This is a genomic window from Xenorhabdus sp. BG5 (assembly GCF_015163665.1).
Classification (GTDB): Bacteria; Pseudomonadota; Gammaproteobacteria; order Enterobacterales; family Enterobacteriaceae; genus Xenorhabdus.
The window spans coordinates 104,265-126,449 of sequence record NZ_JADEUG010000008.1 but is presented as its reverse complement, the minus strand read 5'-3'; the positions used below and the strand labels follow the sequence as shown (position 1 = coordinate 126,449).

General features: G+C 46.9%; 5 protein-coding genes and 1 pseudogene. 3 read left to right on the top strand and 3 right to left on the bottom strand.

The genetic code is table 11. The features are described from left to right. The first annotated feature begins 1,671 nt into the window (after positions 1-1,671). On the top strand, positions 1,672-17,124 hold the full coding sequence (locus tag IQ209_RS06600; protein WP_193850125.1) for a non-ribosomal peptide synthetase: 15,453 nt from the start codon (positions 1,672-1,674) through the stop codon (positions 17,122-17,124). A gap of 143 nt (positions 17,125-17,267) precedes the next feature. Here the strand turns inward: IQ209_RS06600 and IQ209_RS06595 are convergent, their stop codons facing one another. Next, positions 17,268-17,672 carry a hypothetical protein gene (locus tag IQ209_RS06595; protein ID WP_193850123.1) on the bottom strand — a complete coding sequence of 135 codons (405 nt, stop codon included), beginning with the start codon at positions 17,670-17,672 and terminating at the stop codon, positions 17,268-17,270. Continuing rightward, on the bottom strand, positions 17,651-19,018 hold the full coding sequence (locus tag IQ209_RS06590) for an MFS transporter (protein WP_193850121.1): 1,368 nt from the start codon (positions 19,016-19,018) through the stop codon (positions 17,651-17,653). The genes IQ209_RS06595 and IQ209_RS06590 overlap by 22 nt, the downstream gene beginning before the upstream one ends. Positions 19,019-19,100: 82 nt before the next feature. On the opposite strand from IQ209_RS06590, the gene IQ209_RS06585 reads away from it, so the two are divergent. Both IQ209_RS06585 and IQ209_RS06580 read left to right on the top strand, forming a co-directional pair. Continuing rightward, positions 19,101-19,988, top strand: coding sequence for a LysR family transcriptional regulator (locus IQ209_RS06585; RefSeq protein ID WP_193850119.1), 888 nt, complete (start codon positions 19,101-19,103; stop codon positions 19,986-19,988). Between the two features lie 276 nt (positions 19,989-20,264). Beyond that, positions 20,265-20,635, top strand: a pseudogene (locus tag IQ209_RS06580) (IS1 family transposase); the annotation flags it as partial. 106 nt (positions 20,636-20,741) lie between these two features. Here the strand turns inward: IQ209_RS06580 and IQ209_RS06575 are convergent. Beyond that, positions 20,742-22,166, bottom strand: a complete 1,425-nt coding sequence (locus IQ209_RS06575) for a Na+/H+ antiporter NhaC family protein (protein WP_193850117.1) — start codon at positions 22,164-22,166, stop codon at positions 20,742-20,744. Between the last annotated feature and the right edge of the window lie 19 nt (positions 22,167-22,185).

The following is a 22,185-nucleotide window of genomic DNA, read 5'->3' as shown; positions in this document are numbered from 1 at the left end:
AAACTAGACAGTTTGGTATAAATTGTTTTGTTTTTTAATATAATTTTATTTATTTGACTTATGTAAAGGTATTTTGATGTTTTGGTAGATTATTTCGGCTGATTTACCCTATTTTCATTAAAAATATTATTTACTATTACCTTTTCCACTAAATTGACTTTTAATTCGCCTAAAAATGAAGTTTACTCGCATTTTTGAATTTTTTGAAAACGACAAGAGTATTCCTTACGAGATATTGAATGATATTTTTATTTGTCTAATAAAAACAATAATATATCAATTTATCTTAGTGGATGGTTGTTTTATCGAGTTGCATTCTGTTTTTCTTTGATGGTTTTTCTATGGAAAATAATGGTATTGAAGTGCTTTTTCGGTATATCGCATTAAAATTGAAGAAAACGGCTATTGTACAAGATTCCCAGAAATACCATTGTGGTTGAAAACATCGCAGCCGATAAGGCAGCAATATGGAAGGAGAGGTTGATATATTACGATTATGTATACCGGTTAAATTGCTGTGAAGAACTTATCTTCATTAAAACGGACGTATAGATAATCTGAAATTTTTCAAAATCAGTGAGTTACTCTTTCTGGTTTATCCCTGTTATCGACTAACGCCCCGCCCTGGGGAACGACGTTATTGTGATTTCTTTTCCTGCCCGACACGTTGTAGCACCTGCCGTTTATATTCAGCCTGTTGCTTTTTTAGCAATTGTGCTTACTCTTCTAGCTGTAACTGCTCCGGTTACAATTTATCCTGCTGATAATTTCCCTGAACGCTTTGCATTCTATTAAAAAGATCGTATTTACACTTGAATAGGTATAGTGGAATAACTCACAACTTTGTCAAGTTTGCTTTTTCGAATGGTGTAATGGCTCATTTATCTTCATGGTTAAGTTATCGCATTTCGTATCATAACGGAAACATGAAATTAAATAGATGGACTGATTTATGGAATAAAACCGAAAATAACCTCAAATTTATCGATTATTCCACTAAGCACTTATACGAAAATTAGTGTTTATTCGAAATTATTTTATTTCGGTATTAAATATAATGGGTGTTGACATTTACATTAGTTGTGTAATTTGATTATTATAAAATAATATGTAGTTAAGTTAGTTTATTTTTTATATGGGGGAATATACATGCATTTATCATAACACTCTGATAAATAATGATTTTATTTGGATGCCTTATTCCTTGGTTGTTAGTGATTATTTATAATTATAAGCACTTTATTTTATCTGAAATAATTTCATTCAAATACTAATGCTAAATGGAATAATACAGCAAGGATTTAGCACTCATGCCAGTAGATATATTCAATAGATCCATTTTTATTTAGTTGTGGAATTCAGCGTAATAAAAAATTGACGTAGATCAAAAACGCTCATCTAAAAAACAGGGAAAAAATGGAATGCCTTATTATGGTTCATCAAATGAATCATTTATTCCGTTGTCTGGAAAATTATTGTCACACCATTTTGGGCTGTGCGGTTATTAACCGGACTATGACATCCAGCGCCTGAGAAAAATATTGCCGAGTATCTTTCGATGCTTGGCGTGCCCGTTGTTATTTCTCCTAAAAGTAAAAGAAAAATATTTGTGATGGCGGCTGGGAATAACAGTTTTCAAATATCCGATAGATTCGTTGAGGTAGTAAATAAATGAAAGACAGTATTACCAGCAAGGAAAATACCCTTAAATCGGGGTTGCTGGAAACTTGGAACGCCACGGAAACCCCCTATCCTGACCATGTATGTATTCATCAGTTGTTTGAAAAACAGGCAGAGAAAACCCCGGCTGCCACCGCGTTAATCGCTGGCGATCAGACTCTGGGCTATGCGGAACTGAACGCCCAAGCCAACAGATTGGCTTGCCAACTGATTGAACAAGGGGTTTGCCTGGGTGACCATGTAGCGATCCTGTTAGAACGCTCCATTGAACTGGTGGTGGCTCAGTTAGCCATCCTTAAGGCGGGAGCGGTTTATGTCCCTGTTGATCCCAATGTCCCGGATGAACGGAAAAACTGGCTGATAAACGATTGTGCCGCCAAATTACTGCTGACGGATAGGCAGACGGAGATCCCAGCTGAATTGCTTGTCCCGCGGCTCCGCCTTACCGGCGAGACAGAACCGATTCGGGCAGAAGATCACTGCAATCTTAATTTATTGGGAGCCAGTGCCGAACCCGCGTATATCATGTACACCTCCGGTTCGACGGGGACACCAAAAGGCGTCATCGTGCCTCATCGGGCTGTCGTCCGGTTGGTTATTAATAATGGCTATGCTGACATCGAACCCAGTGACCGAATTGCTTTCGCCGCTAATCCCGCTTTCGATGCCAGCACCTTTGAAGTTTGGGCGCCATTGCTTAACGGTGCTGCGCTGGTAGTTATTGATCATACCACGTTGCTGACGCCGCGGGATTTTGTCCAGACGTTACAGGCGCATCGCATTACGGTTTTGTGGATGAGTGTCGGGCTGTTTAACCGGCTGGCGGAGGAGCTATCCCCGGTGTGGCCTCAGCTTAAAATACTGCTGGTGGGAGGGGATGTCCTCGATCCGCATGTCATTGCTCAAGTGCTGCGTAAAAACCCGCCACAAAAGTTATTGAATGCCTACGGTCCGAGTGAGGGAACCACGTTTACCACGACTTACCCTATTCACGCGTTAACATCAGGTACGACTTCCATTCCTATTGGCCGCCCTATTGCCAACACCCGGATTTATTTGCTGGATACTGACGGCCAGCCGGTGCCATTGGGGATGACCGGTGAGATTTATATCGGGGGTGACGGAGTGGCCTGCGGTTATCTCAATCGCCCTGAACTGACTGCTGAACGCTTTCTCACCGATCCATTTAGCGAGAAACCGAATGCACGTATGTATCGCACCGGAGATTTAGCCCGCTATCTGCCGGACGGCAATCTGGAATTTTTGGGCCGTAACGACCAGCAGGTGAAAATCCGCGGTTTCAGGATTGAACCGGGAGAAATTGAAGCCCGACTGGTGGAGTATCCGGCAATACGTGAAGCGGTGGTGCTGGCGTTAGGAGAGGGACAAGACAAACAACTGGTTGCTTATGTGCTGACCCAAGAGAATGACGGTTTGGCTGCTCGACTGCGTGAACACCTGAGTGCGCGGTTGCCGGATTATATGCTACCGGCGGCCTTTGTGCGTCTGGATGAGTTCCCATTGACGCCGAATGGTAAATTGGATCGCCGAGCGTTGCCAGCACCGGGGGAGGATGCCTTCGCCCGTCAGGTTTATGCCACACCATTAGGAGAAAAGGAAATTATTCTGGCGACCCTTTGGCGCGAATTACTGGATATTGAGCGAATTAGCCGCCATGACAGTTTCTTTGCGCTGGGCGGTCACTCTTTGCTTGGTGTGCGGATGATTGAACGCCTGCACAATCTGGGATTGACGCTGGGCGCCCGTAACCTGTTCCAGTACCCGGTGTTGTCAGAACTGGCCCAGACATTGGAGCAGCATCAGGCTGTAGTCGTACCACCGAATGTTATTACTCCAGCGACCACCGTGCTGACACCCGCAATGTTGCCACTGATTGATCTGTCCCAGTCTGATATTGACTGTATTGTTGAACAGATATCGGGCGGGATCGCTAATGTTCAGGATATTTATGCTCTGTCGCCGTTGCAGGACGGTATCTTGTTTCACCATCTGCTGGCGAAGGAAGGTGACCCTTATCTGTTGGCCTACCCGATGATTTTTTCTGACCGGGCACTGCTGGATCGCTATCTGGTGGCCGTGCAACAGGTGGTTGATCGCCATGATATCTTGCGAACCGCATTTATCTGGCAGGGATTACCTGCACCGGCGCAGGTGGTCTGGCGTCAAGCGCCTTTATCGGTCACTGAACTGACTCTGGACCCGGCTGCTGGGCCAGTGGGTGAGCAATTGGCTCACCACTTTGACCCACGTCAGTACCGTTTTGATCTGAGTCAGGCTCCATTGTTGCGCTTTGTCGTAGCACAAGAAACGGATGGCCGCTGGCATGTGCTGCAATTGCAGCATCATCTGATTGGCGACCATACGACAATGGAAGTGATGCACCGCGAAGTGCAAGTTTGTCTTGCCGGGCAGAATGACAACTTGCCAGTACCGGTGCCTTTCCGCAATCTGGTGGCGCAGGCCCGGTTGAATGTCAATCAGGCAGAGTATACCCGCTTCTTTACTGACATGTTGGCTGACGTGGATGAGCCGACGTTGCCGTTTGGTCTTACCGAAGTGCATCGTGATGGTTCGCAAGTCACACAATCGCACCAGATGTTATCACCAGAATTAAACGACCGTCTTCGTCAACAGGCAAAACGTCTGGGCGTTAGTGTAGCAACATTGTGTCATTTGGCTTGGGCGCAGGTGTTGTCGCAGACCAGTGGTCAGGAAAAAGTGGTGTTTGGCACGGTGCTGTTTGGGCGCATGGCGGCGGGGGAAGGGGCTGATAGCGGTATGGGGCTGTTTATCAATACCTTGCCGTTGCGACTGGATATGGATGATACCCCGGTGCACGACAGCGTACGGCTGGCACAGTCCCGGTTGGCCGGATTGCTGGATTATGAGCATACTTCACTGGCGCAGGCCCAACGTTGCAGTGGCGTAGCGGGTGGCACGCCACTATTTAGTGCCCTGTTGAACTACCGACATAATGAGCAGCCGCTGATCCCACATGAGGTTGTACCGGGTATCGAATTTCTGGGTGAACAGGAGCGAACCAACTATCCGTTAGTGCTGTCGGTAGAGGATGGCGGTTCTACTCTGGGGCTGACTGCGCAGATAGTACAGCCATTTGAGCCGGAGCGGGTATGTGGTTATATGCAACAGGCGCTGAGTAGTCTGGCAGAAGCGCTGGAGCAGGCACCAGAAACGCCGGTACGGGAACTGAACATTTTGCCTGCAACGGAACGTGCGTTATTGCTGGAAACCTGGAACGCAACTGAAACACCGTATCCTGAGCAGTTATGCATTCATCAGTTGTTTGAACAACAAGCGGAGAAAACGCCGGTTGCTACAGCGCTGATAGCGGGAGATCAAACCCTCAGTTATATGGAACTGAATATCCGTGCTAACCGGCTGGCTCGTCAGTTAATTGAGCAAGAGGTTTATCCGGGGGAACATGTTGCGCTCTTGTTAGAGCGATCTATTGAGCTGGTCGTGGCTCAGTTAGCTATTCTCAAGGCGGGTGCGGTGTATGTCCCGATTGATCCTGGTGTGCCGGACGAGCGGAAGAATGGGTTGATAAAAGATTGTTCAGCCAAATTGCTGCTCACCGATATGTGGGCTGATATTTCGGCTGACCTCCTGACTGTGCCGATATTTCGTTTCTCTGGTGAAATGAGCACCATCAGGGAAGAAGATCGCCTCAATCTTGATTTACCCGCTTCCAGCACGGGAGCGGCGTATATCATGTATACCTCTGGCTCTACTGGCACACCCAAAGGCGTGGTAGTGCCTCATCGGGCGGTGGTTCGGTTGGTTATCAATAATGGTTATGCTGAAACCGGACAGGCTGACCGAGTAGCCTTTACCGCTAACCCGGCTTTCGACGCCAGTACCTTCGAAGTCTGGACGCCTTTGCTCAATGGTGGCGCGCTGGTGGTCATCGACCACGCGACCTTATTGACACCACAGGCGTTTATTCAGGTTTTACAGGTTCACCGGATCACTGTCCTGTGGCTGACGGTTGGATTGTTTAACCGACTGGCCGCGGAGTTGTCTGCGGTTCTCCCACAGATCAATATCTTGATTGTCGGAGGGGATGTTCTTAATCCGCATGTGATTGCTCAAGTCCTGCGTAATAGCCCGCCTCAGCAGTTATTGAATGGCTATGGGCCGAGTGAGGGAACGACGTTTACCACGACATACCGTATCACTGAATTGCCAGTAGGGACGACAAAACTTCCCATTGGCCGACCCATTGCTAACACACGCCTCTATTTGTTGAACGCTTATGGTCAACCCGTGCCACTGGGGGCTATCGGTGAGATTTATATTGGTGGGGACGGTGTTGCCTGTGGTTATTTTAATCGCCCTGAACTCACGGCTGAACGCTTCCTGCTTGATCCTTTTAGTGATCAACCGGCTGCGCGCATGTATCGGACTGGCGATTTGGCTCGCTATCTGCCGGATGGCAATCTGGAATTTTTTGGCCGTAATGATCAGCAGGTCAAAATCCGTGGTTTTCGAATTGAACCGGGGGAAATTGAAGCGCGGTTGAAGGAGTACACTGCGGTGCGTGAGGCTGCGGTGCGGGTGTTAGGTGACGGGCAGGACAAACGGTTGGTCGCCTATATCATAGCGCAAGCAGATGATGGACTAATCAACAACCTGCGTGCCCACTTAAGCGCAATCTTACCTGATTATATGGTGCCGGCGGCTTTTGTACGTCTGGATGAATTCCCGTTGACGCCAAACGGTAAACTGGATCGTCGGGCATTGCCGATGCCGGGGGAGGAAGACTTTGCCCGTCAGGTTTATGAAGTGCCGCAAGGAGAAACTGAAATAGCCTTGGCGGCTATCTGGCGCGAGTTGTTGGATGTTGAGCAAATCAGTCGGCATGACAATTTCTTTGCTCTGGGGGGCCATTCGCTGTTGGCGATGCGGGTGATGAACCGTATTGCGGCTTTCGGTGCTGAACTGCCGCTGACTACATTGTTTAAATCGCCTGTCTTGCTGGCTTTTGCTAAGGTAGTTGATGAACATCTTCACGAACAAAGTGGGGCATTGCCTGCCATCACACCGATACCCCATGACGGAGCGCTGCCCCTGTCATTCGCGCAACAGCGTCTGTGGTTCCTGGCACAGTTTGAGGGGATGAGTGATACCTACCATATTCCGTTAGCACTGCGTTTACAGGGCCAGCTTGATATTCATGCCTGGCAGCAGGCGTTGAATCACCTGTTTGCTCGCCATGAAGCATTACGTTCCGTTTTTATCACCGTAAATGAGCAGCCACAGGTTGAACTCCTGTCGGCGAACTTTGGTTTGCCGATGAAAAAATACGATTTACGTAAAGCAATTGAGGTGGATGAACAGCTTAAGCGTTTGTGTGAGCAGGAAGCTAAGATGCCGTTTAATCTTGCCTGTGATCCCTTAATTCGTTCTGTTCTGATACAACTGGCTGACGATGAGTATGTCTTCCTGCTGACCCAACACCATATTGTGTCTGATGGCTGGTCTTTAGGAATATTGAAATCAGAACTAAATGCACTTTATTCAGCCTGTTTAAACCAACAACCTAATCCGTTGCCGCCGTTGATGATCCAATACCCTGATTATGCGGCATGGCAGCGTCAGTGGCTTTCTGCGGAGAGGGTTCAGGTTCAATCCGATTATTGGCGCAGGGTGTTGGCTGACGCGCCAGTCTTGCTGGATTTGCCAACTGATCGACCACGTCCACCTGAACAGCTGTTTGCAGGGAACTTGTGGCCTATCAATCTGGACGCAGAGTTAACAGCATCTCTTAAGCGTCTGAGTGAACAACAGGGGGCCACGTTATTTATGACCTTGCTATCAGCCTGGTCAATAGTTCTGTCGCGTCTGTCAGGTCAGGATGATGTGGTTATCGGTACACCTTGTGCCGGTCGCAGTCGTCGGGAAGTGGAATCCTTGATTGGTTTCTTTGTTAATACCTTGGCCTTGCGTATCGACTTATCGGGTGAGCCTAATGTGACGGAGTTACTGGCGCGTGTGCGGCAAACCGCGCTGGCGGCACAGGAGCATCAAGATTTGCCGTTTGAACAAGTGGTAGAAATCGTACAACCCCCACGTAGACTGGCGCATACTCCATTGTTTCAGGTGATGTTTGCCTGGCAGAGCAATGAGATCGTGGAATGGCGATTGCCGGGGCTGACAATTTCACCGCTCGATCAAGCCTTTGATGTCGTTAAATTTGATCTTGAACTTAACTTGTTTGAAGAGGAAGACCGGATTGTCGGTTATCTCGGTTATTCAACCGCCCTATTTGATCAATCGACAATCGAACGACACGTTGAATATTTGCACACAATACTGCAAGCGATGGTCGCGGATATTCAGCAGCCAGTCGGGGAAATGAATATTCTGGCACCCGTAGAGCGCCAGTTGTTGCTGGAAACCTGGAATGCAACCGTCGCGCCATATCCTGAACAATTGTGTATTCATCAGCTGATTGAACAACAGGTAGAGCGAACCCCGGATGCGATAGCGGTAAGGTATGAAAACCAGACGCTCAGCTATGCTGAATTGAATGCCCGTGCCAACCGATTAGCACATCAACTGATGGCATTCGGTGTTATCCCCGATCAACCCGTAGCCATTTGTGTGACACGATCACTGGAGAGAATCGTGGGATTGCTGGCGGTGTTGAAAGCGGGCGGGGCATATGTGCCATTAGATCCGGCTTATCCGGGCGAACGTCTGGCTTACCTGCTGACTGATGCTGCACCAACAGTTTTGCTGGCGGATCATATTGGACGGGCTGCATTGGGTGAAGAAGCACTGACGACGTTAACTGTACTCGATCCAAATACTCTGCCGGATCAGCCAGACAATAACCCACAGATCCCTAATCTCACCTCACGGCATCTGGCGTATGTGATCTACACATCCGGCTCCACTGGCAGACCGAAAGGGGTGATGATTGAACATCAGAGTTTGGTTAACCTGACGCTGGAACACATTGCTCAGTTTGATATTGGTGTCACCAGCCGGATGTTGCAGTTTGCCTCATTTGGCTTCGATGCCAGCGTCTGGGAAATCATGATGACGTTGAGCAGTGGGGCTATGCTGGTTATTCCGACGGAAACAATCCGGCAAGATCCGCACCGTCTCTGGCATTATCTGGAAGAGCAATCGGTGACGCACGCGTGTTTGACACCTGCGTTGCTACGGGATGGTGCGGATTTACCCATGCTGACGATCAAGCCAACCGTGATACTGGGCGGTGAAGCACCTAGTCCGACGTTAATCCAGACATTAAACCGTCAGGCCACGCTGTTCAATGCCTATGGCCCGACGGAAATCACCGTTTGCGCTACCACCTGGAATTGCCCGTCAGACTATACAGGGGGATTAATTCCCATCGGTAGACCGACAGTGAACAAACGCGTCTATCTGTTGGACAAACACGGTCAGCCGGTGCCGCTGGGCGCCGTAGGTGAGTTATACATTGGTGGTGTGGGTATAGCCCGTGGCTATCTCAATCGCCCTGATTTGACGGCTGAACGTTTCCTGACGGACCCTTTTAGCCAGATACCGGATGCGCGGATGTATCGAACTGGAGATTTGGCCCGTTACCTGCCGGACGGCAATTTGGTATTTGTTGGCCGTAATGACCAACAGGTTAAAATCCGTGGCTTCCGAATTGAATTGGGAGAAATTGAAACTCGGTTGACTGAACACTCGTTGGTGAGTGAGGCATTGGTCGTGGCGTTGGGTGATGGACAAAATAAACGCCTGGTGGCTTATGTGGTGGCGCAAGAGGATGATGGATTGGCCGCCCGTCTGCGTGAACACCTGAGTGCGCAGTTGCCGGATTATATGGTGCCGACGGCTTTTGTACGTCTGGATGCGTTTCCGTTGACGCCAAACGGTAAGCTGGATCGCCAGGCGCTGCCCGCACCAGGCGAGAAAGCCTTTGCCCGTCAGGTCTATGAAGCCCCGCAAGGGGAGATAGAAATAGCATTAGCGGCCATTTGGTGTGAATTGCTGGAAGTTGAGAAGATCAGTCGGCACGACAGCTTCTTTGCCTTGGGGGGCCACTCCCTGTTGGCGGTACGGATGATTGAGCGTTTGCGGTGTATGGGGTTGGGTATCTCGGTACAAACGCTATTCCAGCATCCGACATTGAATGTGCTGGCTCAGTCTTTGTCTCAGCATTATGAGATCAAGGTGCCTGAGAACCGTATTACACCGGATACGTCTGTGTTAACACCGGAAATGTTGCCGCTGATTAACCTCAATCAGGGTGAAATTGACTGTATTGTTGATCAGATATCGGGTGGAATGGCTAACATTCAGGATATCTATGCCTTGTCTCCGCTACAGGATGGCATTTTATTCCACCATCTGCTGGCAAATGAAGGCGATCCTTATCTTCTGTTAACCCAACAGATTTTCGCCGATCGGTCTTTGCTGGATCGTTATCTGGCTGCCGTTCAACAGGTGGTTGATCGCCATGATATCCTGCGAACCGCTTTTATCTGGGAGGGATTATCCGCTCCGGCTCAGGTGGTTTGTCGTCAAGTTCCCTTATTCATCACAGAATTGACACTCAATCCGGCTGACGGCGCGATCAGTGACCAACTGTTCCAACGCTTTGATCCGTGCCAGTATCGTATTGATCTGAGTCAGGCACCATTGTTGCGCTTTGTTATTGCACAGGATATTGATGGCCGCTGGATCTTGTTGCAACTGTTACATCACCTGATTGGTGACCATACCACGCTGGAAGTGATGAACAGCGAAGTGCAGGCGTATCTTACCGGACGGGGAGACAGCTTGCCTGCGCCAGTACCTTTCCGTACTTTGGTCGCTCAGTCTCGATTGGGGATCAGTCAGGAAGAACATACCCGTTTCTTTACCGATATGCTGGCGGTGGTGGATGAGCCTACGCTGCCATTCGGATTGACGGAAGTACACCATGACGGCTCACAGGTGACGGAATCGCACAGAATGCTGCCGCCTGCACTGAATCACCGCCTGCGTAATCAGGCCCGGCGTTTGGGTGTTAGTGTGGCGGCGCTGTGCCATTTGGCCTGGGCGCAGGTATTGTCGCGTACCAGTGGTCAGAAGCAAGTGGTGTTTGGCACGGTGCTGTTTGGGCGTATGCAGGCTGGCGAAGGTGCTGACAATGGCATGGGGCTGTTTATTAATACCTTGCCGTTACGGTTGGATATAGATGAAACTCCGGTGCGAGAGAGCGTACAGGCCGCCCATAACCGATTGGCAGGGCTATTAGCGCATGAACATGCATCACTGGCGTTGGCTCAACGTTGCAGTGGGGTAGCCAGTGGGACCCCGCTATTCAATGCGCTGTTAAATTACCGGCATAATACCCAGCCAATCACATCAGATGAAATCATCAGCGGCATTGAATTCCTTGGGGCACAGGAACGGACTAACTACCCGTTTGTATTATCGGTAGAGGATGGGGGTTCCGATTTGGGGCTGACGACTCAGGTAGTGCAACCTTTTGATCCGGAAAGGCTATGCGGTTACATGCAGCAGGCGCTGGAGAGCCTGGCAGAAGCACTTGAACAGACGCCAGAAACGTCGGTACAGATGTTGGAAATTCTGCCGGAAACTGAGCGCACATTATTGCTGAAAACCAGGAATGCGACCGAAACCCTCTATCCTGATCAGCTGTGCATTCATCAATTGTTTGAACAACAGGTGGAGAATGCCCCGGACGCCACGGCATTGGTCTATGAAAACCAAGCCATTAGCTATGCGGAATTAAATATCCGTGCTAACCGGCTGGCGCATCAGCTTATCGCGCTGGGTGTTGAGCCGGATCAGCGGGTGGCGATTTGCGTGGCAAGTTCACCGGCGCGGATCGTGGGGCTGCTGGCAATATTGAAAGCGGGTGGTGCTTACGTGCCGCTGGATCCTGCATATCCGGGTGAACGTTTGATCCATATTTTGACCGATGCAGCACCGACTATTTTGTTGACAGATAATACCGGACGTTCAGCATTAAATGAGCAAATACTTTCGCAGCATGTTGTTCTTGATCCGAATTCATTGCCTGATCAACCAGATAATAACCCATATGTCGCGGCGTTAACCTCCAGTCATCTGGCTTATGTGATTTACACCTCCGGCTCGACGGGGACGCCGAAAGGCGTGATGGTTGAACATGGCGGATTGGTCAACCTTATCCAGGATAAAATCGCCCAGTTCGCTGTTCATTCCCATAGCCGGATGTTGCAATTCGCTTCATTTGGTTTCGATGCCAGTGTCTGGGAAATCATGATGGCATTAGGCAGTGGTGCCAGTCTGGTTATTCCTGACAATGCTATTCGTCAAGAGCCGGGATGTCTCTGGCATTATCTGGAAGATCAATCAGTGACGCACGCTTGTTTGACACCTGCGCTGCTGCGGGATGGTGCAGATTTACCAGCGATAACCATCAAACCAACTTTAATATTGGGCGGTGAGGTGCCTGGTGTAGCCTTGCTTCAGTCACTGAGTGATCGGGCAACAGTATTCAATGCTTATGGCCCGACAGAAATCACCGTTTGCGCCAGCGCCTGGCGTTGTCCATCAGACTATCAGGGAGGAGCCATTCCGATTGGACGTCCGACGGCTAACACCCGAATTTATCTGCTGGATGCCCTCAGTCAGCCGGTGCCTTTAGGGGCGGTGGGTGAGCTGTATATTGGGGGAGCCGGTGTTGCCCGTGGCTATCTCAATCGTCCTGAGCTGACCAGTGAACGTTTCCTGGCTGATCCGTTTAATGCGGGCACTGATGCCCGCATGTATCGCACCGGCGATTTGGTTCGCTATCTGCCGGATGGCAATCTGGTATTTGTGGGGCGTAATGACCAGCAAATTAAAATCCGTGGTTTTCGAATTGAACCGGGAGAAATTGAAGCTCGGCTGACAGAACATTTTGCGGTACGTGAAGCGCAGGTATTAGCGCTGGGTGATGGGCAGGATAAACGTTTGGTCGCTTATGTGTTAGCAGAATCGCATGACGGATTGGCAGCGAGTCTGCGTGAGCATTTGAGTGCTCTGTTACCTGATTATATGGTGCCGGCGGCTTTCGTCTGTTTGACCGCTTTCCCGCTAACTTCTAACGGCAAGTTGGATCGGCGGGCATTGCCAGCTCCGGGAGAGGAAGACTTTGCCCGTCAGGTTTATGAAGCGCCGCAAGGGGAAATAGAAACGGCATTAGCGGCTATCTGGCGTGAGGTGTTAGGGGTTGAGCAGATTAGTCGACATGATAATTTCTTCGCGTTGGGGGGACATTCATTGATGGCTGCGCGAGTGATGAACCGTGTCGCCGCTTTCGGTGTTGAGCTACCGCTTGTTACTTTGTTTATGGCACCCACTCTGGCTGCTTTTGCGGAGAGAATTTACGCACAATGTAATGAAGATAGTGACAGGTTGCCTGAGATTACTCCGGTATCCCGCGATAGTGCTCTGCCATTGTCGTTTAGCCAGCATCATTTGTGGTTCCTTTCGCAGTTTGAAAGGGTGAGTGATACTTATCATATTCCTGTCATACAGCGTGTGCGTGGTCAGTTTGATATCGCTGCCTGGCAGCAGGCGCTGAATGCGCTGTTTGCCCGCCACGAAGCCTTGCGTTCTGTCATTGTGACGGTTGACGGTCAACCCCAAGTCAGGCTATTACCGCCTGAACCCGGTCTATCCATGAAGCAATATGATCTGCGCGGCGTACCTGACGCGGATGGACAACTTAAGCGTTTGTGTATGGAGGAGTTTGGGCGATCGTTTGATCTTGCACAGGGGCCATTAATCCGCTCCAGTTTGATACAGCTGGCGGACAATGATTATGTATTTCTGTTGATCTTACATCATATTATTTTTGATGGCTGGTCTTTGGGAATACTGAACACAGAGCTAAGTGCCCTCTATACGGCTTTTGTGACCGGTCAACCTGATCCACTACCACCGTTGATGATTCAGTATCCTGATTATGCGGCATGGCAGCGTCAGTGGCTTTCGGGTGAGCGTTTACAGTCCCAATCTGACTGTTGGCGTACCATGTTGGCGGGTACACCGGTACTGCTTGATTTACCCACCGATCGGCCACGTCCTCCCCAGCAATCGTTTATAGGGAGTTCATTGCCTATCAATCTGGATGAAGTGTTAACAAAATCCCTCAAGCGCCTGAGTGAACAGCAGGGGACAACGTTATTCATAACCATTCTGTCAGCTTGGGCGATGGTTTTGTCACGTCTGTCAGGTCAAAGTGATCTGGTTATCGGCACACCTTGTGCTGGCCGTGGTCGTCAGGAAATTGAATCCTTGGTGGGTTTCTTTGTCAATGTATTGGCCTTACGTATCGACTTATCGGGCACGCCGGATGTGGCGGAATTACTTGCGCGTGTACGGAAAACTACGTTGACGGCACAGGATAATCAGGATCTGCCGTTTGAACAGGTGCTGGAAATTGTGCAACCGCCGCGCAGACTGGCGCATACCCCGCTGTTTCAGGTGATGTTTGCCTGGCAGAACAATGAGAGAATAGAGTGGAAATTGCCAGAGCTGGAAGTCTTACCGGTTGATCAGGGTTTTGATGTGGTTAAGTTTGATCTTGAACTTAACCTGTTTGAGGAAGACGGCAGAATTGCAGGTACTCTGAATTATGCAACGGCCTTGTTTGATCAACAGACAATCGAGCGGTATGTGGGTTATCTGCACACCGTATTGCAAGTCATGGTGGCTAATCCACAACAACCCGTCAGGGAAATGGATATTTTGTCACCGGCGGAACGTAAGTTGTTGCTGGAAACGCGGAATGCAACGGAAATAGCCTATTCCGAGCAAATGTGTATCCATCAGTGGGTTGAGCAACAGGTGGAGAAAACCCCAAATGCTACAGCGATGATACATCGGGAGCAGATCTTCAGCTATGCGGAACTGAATGTTCAGGCCAACCGACTCGCTCATCAGCTTATCTCTCTGGGGGTAGTACCGGATCAGCGGGTGGCGATTTGTGTGACCCGTTCGCCAGCGATGTTGGTGGCGCTATTGGCTGTACTGAAAGCGGGTGGTGCCTACGTACCACTGGACCCTGCCTATCCGGGTGATCGTCTGGCGTATATGCTGAATGATGCTGCTCCATTGGTCGTACTGGCGGATAATATCGGGCGTGCTGCATTAGGTGACGAAGCGCTGACGAAATTAACCGTACTTGACCCGAATACTCTGCCTGACCAACCGGATAACAATCCGCAGATCCCTGCGTTAACTTCACGGCATCTGGCCTATGTGATTTATACTTCTGGCTCGACCGGTATGCCGAAAGGGGTGATGGTTGAACATCGTGGGTTGGTCAACCTTATCAGAGATAAAATCAGCCAGTTTGACATTCATTCTCATAGCCGGATGTTGCAATTCGCCTCATTTGGTTTCGATGCCAGCGTCTGGGAAATCATGATGGCTTTGTGTGGTGGTGCCACCTTGGATATTCCTGTTGACGCGGTTCGTCAGGATCCACTCCGCCTTTGGCATTATCTGGAAGAACAGGCGGTGACTCATGCCTGCCTGCCACCAGCTTTGCTCAGGGATGGCGCAGATTTGCCAGAGATAAACCTAAGACCAACATTGATACTGGGCGGAGAAGCGCCTGGTGCGGCGCTACTCCAGTCACTGTGTGGCCGTGCCACGCTGTTCAATGCTTACGGTCCGACAGAAATTACGGTATGTGCCACCACTTGGCGTTGTCCGGCAGATTATATCGATACATTAACGCCGATCGGACGTCCGACAGCCAACACCTGTGTTTATCTGCTGGATGATCGCGGCCAGCCGGTTCCACTGGGAGCGGTCGGCGAGTTGTATATTGGTGGTGATGGTGTAGCACGTGGTTATCTCAATCGCTCTGATCTGACGGCTGAACGTTTCCTGACGGACCCTTTTAGTCAGATACCGGATGCACGGATGTACCGCACCGGTGATTTGGCCCGCTATTTGCCGGATGGTAACCTGGTGTTTATTGGCCGTAACGACCAGCAAGTGAAAATCCGGGGATTCCGTATTGAGCCGGGTGAGATCGAAGCCCGGCTGATGGCGTACCCGACCGTGCGTGAAGCTATCGTTCTGGCTCTGGGTGAGGGGCAGGATAAACGTTTGGTCGCTTATGTGGTGGCACCGGCGGATGATGGCCTGACAACCTGTTTGTATAGCCATTTGAGAGTACTGTTGCCTGACTACATGGTGCCGGCTGCGTTTGTCCGTCTGGATGCATTTCCGCTAAGTCCTAACGGTAAGTTGGATCGTCAGGCACTGCCGGAGCCTGATCAGAATGCCTTTGTTCATCAAGCCTATGAAGCGCCGCAGGGGGAGGTTGAGATCGCAATGGCTGCTATCTGGCGTGAATTGTTGGAGGTTGAGCAAATAGGCCGATATGACAATTTCTTTGCGTTGGGGGGACACTCGCTGCTTGCTATGCGGATGATAAACCTAGCCGCAGGTCGTGGTTTGATGTGTACATTGAATAACCTATTCCAATTCCCTGTGCTGGCTGAACTGGTATCAAAAATCACATTAGATCCACTGTCCCAACCGCAAAGCAGTGCGATACCTGTGCGACCCTTCGGAACAGAACCGCCGTTATTCTTTGTGCCTAGTGGTATGTACGATTACTCCTATGTCTTTGGATTAGCTAAACATATTCAGTCGGATTATCCGATTTATGCCTTGCCCTGGCCGTCCATCAATGAAGAGGCAATATCGGCTCTTGAGGAGTTGGCTGCCAAAATGATCACCTTTATGAAGGCGGTTCAACCGGAAGGCCGATACCGGATCTACGGTTACTCTTCTGGTGGCGTACTGGCCTATGCCATTGCCCAGCAACTTTTAAGTGCCGGTGAGACCGTCGATTTTCTGGGTTTGATTGATACGCCTGCTCCTCACTGCTTCAAGCAGCAGGTCATTCAACCAAAGCTCCATTTTCTTGTTGAACTGGCAAAACAGTCGGGCGGGGAACATGAAGAGGAGATTGCGGTATTGCATCAGAGAATTGATAAACTGAATTTGGTGCAATTTATTGCCGCAGCGCAGGAATTGGGACTATACCCGGTAAACCTGCATCCTGACTTGATCGCAAGACGTTGGGAACAGATGGGAAATTATGTGCAAATGGTCAAAGAGTATGAACCACAAACATTGGCGATAACGCTCCACCAGTTCTATGCGACAGAACCTTATCCGCAACTTCCTTTCGTTACGGAATCCGCATTACCCTCTTTGAGTATGGAACCGTCGTTAGGCTGGAAGCAGATCATGCCTGATTATTTGCTCCAGCTAATCTCTGTACCAGGTGACCACTTTAGCCTGATGGAGGAGAGTAAAAATAAAGTCATTTTGGCTAAAACCTTAAGTATGGCGTTGGCAACGACGTGTGAAGCGGAGGCGGTTTAATGTAGATAGCGTTTCAAAATGATAGGAGTATTCCTTACCCCGCGTGGAGCGCGGGGTAAGGAACTCCAACATCTGATACTCTCAGTATTATGAAAACCTATTTACTTGAATAATTGGATATTTAGCCATGCCTGAGTAAAATTTTATTCTGAAATCGCCGTTTCATGTAAATAACGCCACTGAGGATAACCATCATTAAACGTGATAATGGCTAGTGACCAACGGTAATTCGTATTGCCATCTTTGGTCTGTTTTTCACGATAACGCACGGCAACATATTCTTTACTGAATGCGACCACAGTACAGTTATCAACTTCAATTTTAAAATTTGGTCTGGAGCCCATGCTATTAACAAACATGTCTTTTACTTGATTTAATGAGACATGCTGACTAGCCAAAGTGATCATAGTAAAATCAGGAGTAAAACTATTTAGTAGTTTATTCAATGAATCAGAATTCTCTTCCTGTTTATTGGTAAAAACATTTTCAATCCATTGATGAATATCAATAACACTTTGGCAGGCAATTAACTCTTTTTGTTTTCGCATATTTTCTCCGCGTGTTTTTTTAAATTATGCAGAATAGTTAAAGGTAATAAACCGATTATTGCTGCAAGGATAAAAGTCAAGTGATACGCATTAGTAGAAATAGATCCTTGCTGTAATAAATTAAAAATCATGGTGAATAACGCCGTGCCAATACTAAATGACATTTGACGATTGATATTCCAAATCACACTGGCGCGGGATAATTTTTCATTGGTAAAATCCATTAGCGCAGTTGTCTGTGCCGTGTTAGCACCAATGCCTCCCCCAATTCCCATCAGTAAATACGCGACAATCAAGCCGGGTACATCGTTTGCATGATTAATGGTAGCTAAGAAAGCAATACCAATAGCATGAAGTATAATCCCACATAAAAATAGACGATAGGCGCCCAAACGGTTATACATTCGTCCACATATTAATATGGCACCAAATGCACCAATAGCATATAAAATCATGAGAGAGCCGGTTTTTTCCGCTGACCATCCCAATTGTTGTTGTAGGTAAAAAATATTCAGCAGATTAACTCCAGTAAAGACACCTGGAATTGAGTGATAAATCCACACTGAAATACCCATGCGAGTATTTTTTATTACAGACAGATCCAGAATAGCATTTTGCACACGATGGTAATGTTGTATATAAAACAAAGTAAAAAAAGCGCCACTGGTCAAGAAAATAACTGGCAGCCATTTTGAGGCTGCATTAGCGTACATAGAAAGCCCTAATAACAAAAATACCAATGCTAAGCTAACTAATAACAACCCCTTCAGATCAGGTTCTTGAGCAGAAATTGTTTCATTACGCATCCAAATAAGTGAAAGAATGGATGCTAGCAAGCTGAAAGGGATATTGCTAAAAAACACCCAATTCCAGCTATAGTGATCAACAATAGCCCCTCCAACACTCGGGGAAAGAGCCGGTGCAATGAGAGCAACAGCCATAACCAATGTCGAGATTTTTGCCCGTTCATGTTTTTTAAACAACCCAAAGGTTAACGCTTGCCCGACCGGAATCAACAAACCGCCCCCTAGTCCTTGAATAAAGCGCCACAATACTAAATCATAGAAATGTTCCGCCAGACCGGAAAACAGAGCAGCTATAGAGAAAAGTAGCATCGAAGCTGCCATGATTTGCCGTGTACCAAATCGTTCAGCTAACCAGCTACTAATAGGTATAATAAGTGTCAAACCCAGAATATAACTATTGGATACCCAAGCTACGCTAGATTCAGAAACAGACATTTGATCGGCGATATCGGGCAAAGCAATTGCCGACATAAAAATATTGATGCAATCAATAAAGAAACCAAGCAAAAATATTAATGCAATACGATAGCGATAACTCATTATTTTACCTCCGTTCAGGAAGTTTAATAATCATTGACTTATTTAGTCTATTAATTTAATTTAATGAAATTTAACAATAAAAATGCAACCTCATCTCAACCGGATACAAACTTTCCTTACCGTAGTAGAGTGCGGATCTTTCACTCGTGCAGCGGAAACCTTATTTATTAGCAAAGCCGTCGCTAGCATTCATGTGAAAGCACTCGAAGAAACGTTAAACGTACCATTGTTAGTGCGTAATACTCGTGGTATTGCATTAACCGAAGCGGGGAGGGAATTTTATGAAGATTTTAAAAAGATATTTAATAACATTCAGGTTGCTTTTGATAATGTTGCGGAACGTCATCACTCCCTGGCTGGGAAATTACGTATTACTTCCACCGTTGAGTTTGGTGAAAAATTTCTTCTTCCTTTAATCAGTCAATTCTGTAAAATTTATCCTCAATTAGAAGTTGGTTATTTTGCTGACTCAACTTTAAATGATTTAATTACAGAGAGAATTGATCTTGCGATTCGACTGGGGATATTAAATGATTCAACACTGAAAAGCAGGCATCTGGCTACTTATAAAATTAAACTAGTGGCTGCCCCAGATTGGATCGAACAAAACTCCGTTATTGAACCAATAGATCTGAATAGAGTTAACTGGATTGCCAACACTAGCTTACAAAATCCAACTCAATGGGAATTAAATCATCCTATTTATCCCAAGATCAATGTCCGTGGGAAAGTGAAATATGCCTCAAATAACATTTCTGCAATTCGCTCCCTAACCTTGTCTGGTTTAGGCGTATCCATACTACCAGAGTGGTTTATCAATGGGCATATAGCATCTGGTACTTTGGTCGAGCTTTTCCCTGAATATCATCTGCCAAAGCAGGAAATATCGATTGTATTTCCAAATAATGTGCAACTTCAACGTAAGAATCGTCTTTTTATAGATTATTTATTAGAAAACCTGGTTGTGTGAGAAAGAAAAATAGTGATAATTTTGGGATCAAGGAGAGTGAGAAAATGGAATAAAAATAAACAGTCTTCATTTGAAGTAACCAATTTTTATTGATCACTTCAATAATACTGTTTTAGTTCTCTTTATTATTAAGTAAACTGTTTAAACTATTGATGACTATTTCTCTGGTTTCACTCTTACGTATTGCTGGGTCACGTATTCAACCTGTTGATAGTTATGTATAATCGCCATTTTTTCGGAGAAATCACATGGCGACTGTTGAAGTAAAATGTCGATGATGAAGTGTGGTCATTTGTCGGGAATAAAAAATGCCAACGTTGGTTATGGTATGCCTGGGAACCTCGTCTAAAATGCATCATTGCCCATACGTTTGGAACGAGAAGCAAAAAACACTCAAGAAACGCCTCAAAAAACGGGCTTCGTTCGATGTTGTTTTCTGGTGTACAGATAATTTCAAGGCTTACAATCTATCACCAAAAAGCCAGCATCTTGTCGGAAAAACCTTCACTCAACGTATTGAGAGGGAGGATCTGACATTGCGCAACCGACTTAAGCGACTCAATCGTAAACCATTGGGTTATTCTAAGTCGCCGGAAATGCATGATAAAGTCATCGGCACTTTCATTGAACGTGAATACTCTATTTAACACAAATCAACGGATTGAATACGTGATCCAGTTTTGAGTAAATCAATACGGGCAAATTTTGCTAAAATTTTCTGTTAAAGACATATGATTCTCAGCGGGTTGCTAGTTAATAAGTAAGGCCTAAATAGAAATAGATAACGAGGGCGAAACTTGCAGTAACCAACGCATATGGCATTTGAGTCCGAATATGTTCAATATGGTCACAATCTGTTGCCATTGATGCAACGATAGCATCGCTGGAAATTGGCGATGTCATATCACCAAAAATGGAACCCGCAATTGCAGCACCGATCATATATTCAGGAGGCATACCCACTGAAATACCTAGCTGTACCCCTATGGGGATCATAATTGCGAATGTCCCCCATGAGGTGCCTGTTGCTAATGACATGATGGAACTTATTAGGAAGATAAAACCGATGGAAAACCCCGCCGGAATGATGCCAGAAGTCATTTGTGCAATATAAGCACCGGTATTTAAATCAGCGGAAACGTTACCCATTAAGAATGCCAATACCATGACAGAGCTTATTTTTATCATGCTGGCATAACCAATATAAAGCTCTTTAAAAAAGTTTTCGATGGTTAAAACACGGCGTAATAAGAACCAGAAAAAAGAGATCGTACTTCCAAATATAACACTCCAATAGATAGAGGTTGAACCGCTGCCCTTACTAAAATTGCCATCACCTGTGATATAGAGGGCAATAGGGAGCATTAATACTGTCGATAAAATAGGAATAAAAAAGTTTAGTGAAGTATGGCAGTTAGGGTGTTCAATAACATCATCACTATCTTCATTGTGTTTATCTTCAATATCACTATTTAAATGTTCATGTAAGGCTCGCATTTCTGCGGTTTTCATTGGCCCCCAAGAAACATTAGAAAAAATATAAAATAAGACAGAGGCCAGCGATAACCAAGCCATAATATTATAAATCATAGAGCCAGCCAGGATATCAAATGGCTCACCGCTGATTAACCCTCTGGAAATCTGTACTCCGATGATTCCCATCATTGCGGCACCCCAACCATTGATCATGGCAGAAGAACAGACAGAAACACAGGATGTCTGGATAATGTAAGACATTTTTTCTGGTGGGATACCGTAATTTTTGGCTAATTTCTTGGTTGATGCTCCAGCAATTAATTGGTTAATTGAGCTTTCAATAAAGATTAATGATGTAATGATCATTGCCAAAAATTGAACAGCTTTTTTATTTTCAATCAATTGGGTCTTGTCCGTGAGTAAACGAACTAAAGAACGCACGCCCCCTGTAACAACTACAAGCCGCATTATGCCACCAATCATCAACATAAAAATGATGGTTTTTGTATTGCCTGAGGAGGAAAAGGTATCAATAATACCTTCAATAGTTCCTTGTATACCTAAAATAACATTATGATTATTAATGACAGTAAAACCCACTAATATGCCGAGTAGTAGTGATAAAATAACCTGGCGTGTAAATATAGCTAAAATAATTGTGACAACAGGGGTAATGATGGTCCAAATACCGTAATCATTCATTTTTCACTCACCTTATTTT

Coding starts and splice junctions, on each gene's coding strand:
- IQ209_RS06585 (WP_193850119.1), top strand. CDS start 19,101: ATGCAACCTCATCTCAACCGGATACAAACTTTCCTTACCGTAGTAGAG.
- IQ209_RS06590 (WP_193850121.1), bottom strand. CDS start 19,018: ATGAGTTATCGCTATCGTATTGCATTAATATTTTTGCTTGGTTTCTTT.
- IQ209_RS06595 (WP_193850123.1), bottom strand. CDS start 17,672: ATGCGAAAACAAAAAGAGTTAATTGCCTGCCAAAGTGTTATTGATATT.
- IQ209_RS06600 (WP_193850125.1), top strand. CDS start 1,672: ATGAAAGACAGTATTACCAGCAAGGAAAATACCCTTAAATCGGGGTTG.
- IQ209_RS06575 (WP_193850117.1), bottom strand. CDS start 22,166: ATGAATGATTACGGTATTTGGACCATCATTACCCCTGTTGTCACAATT.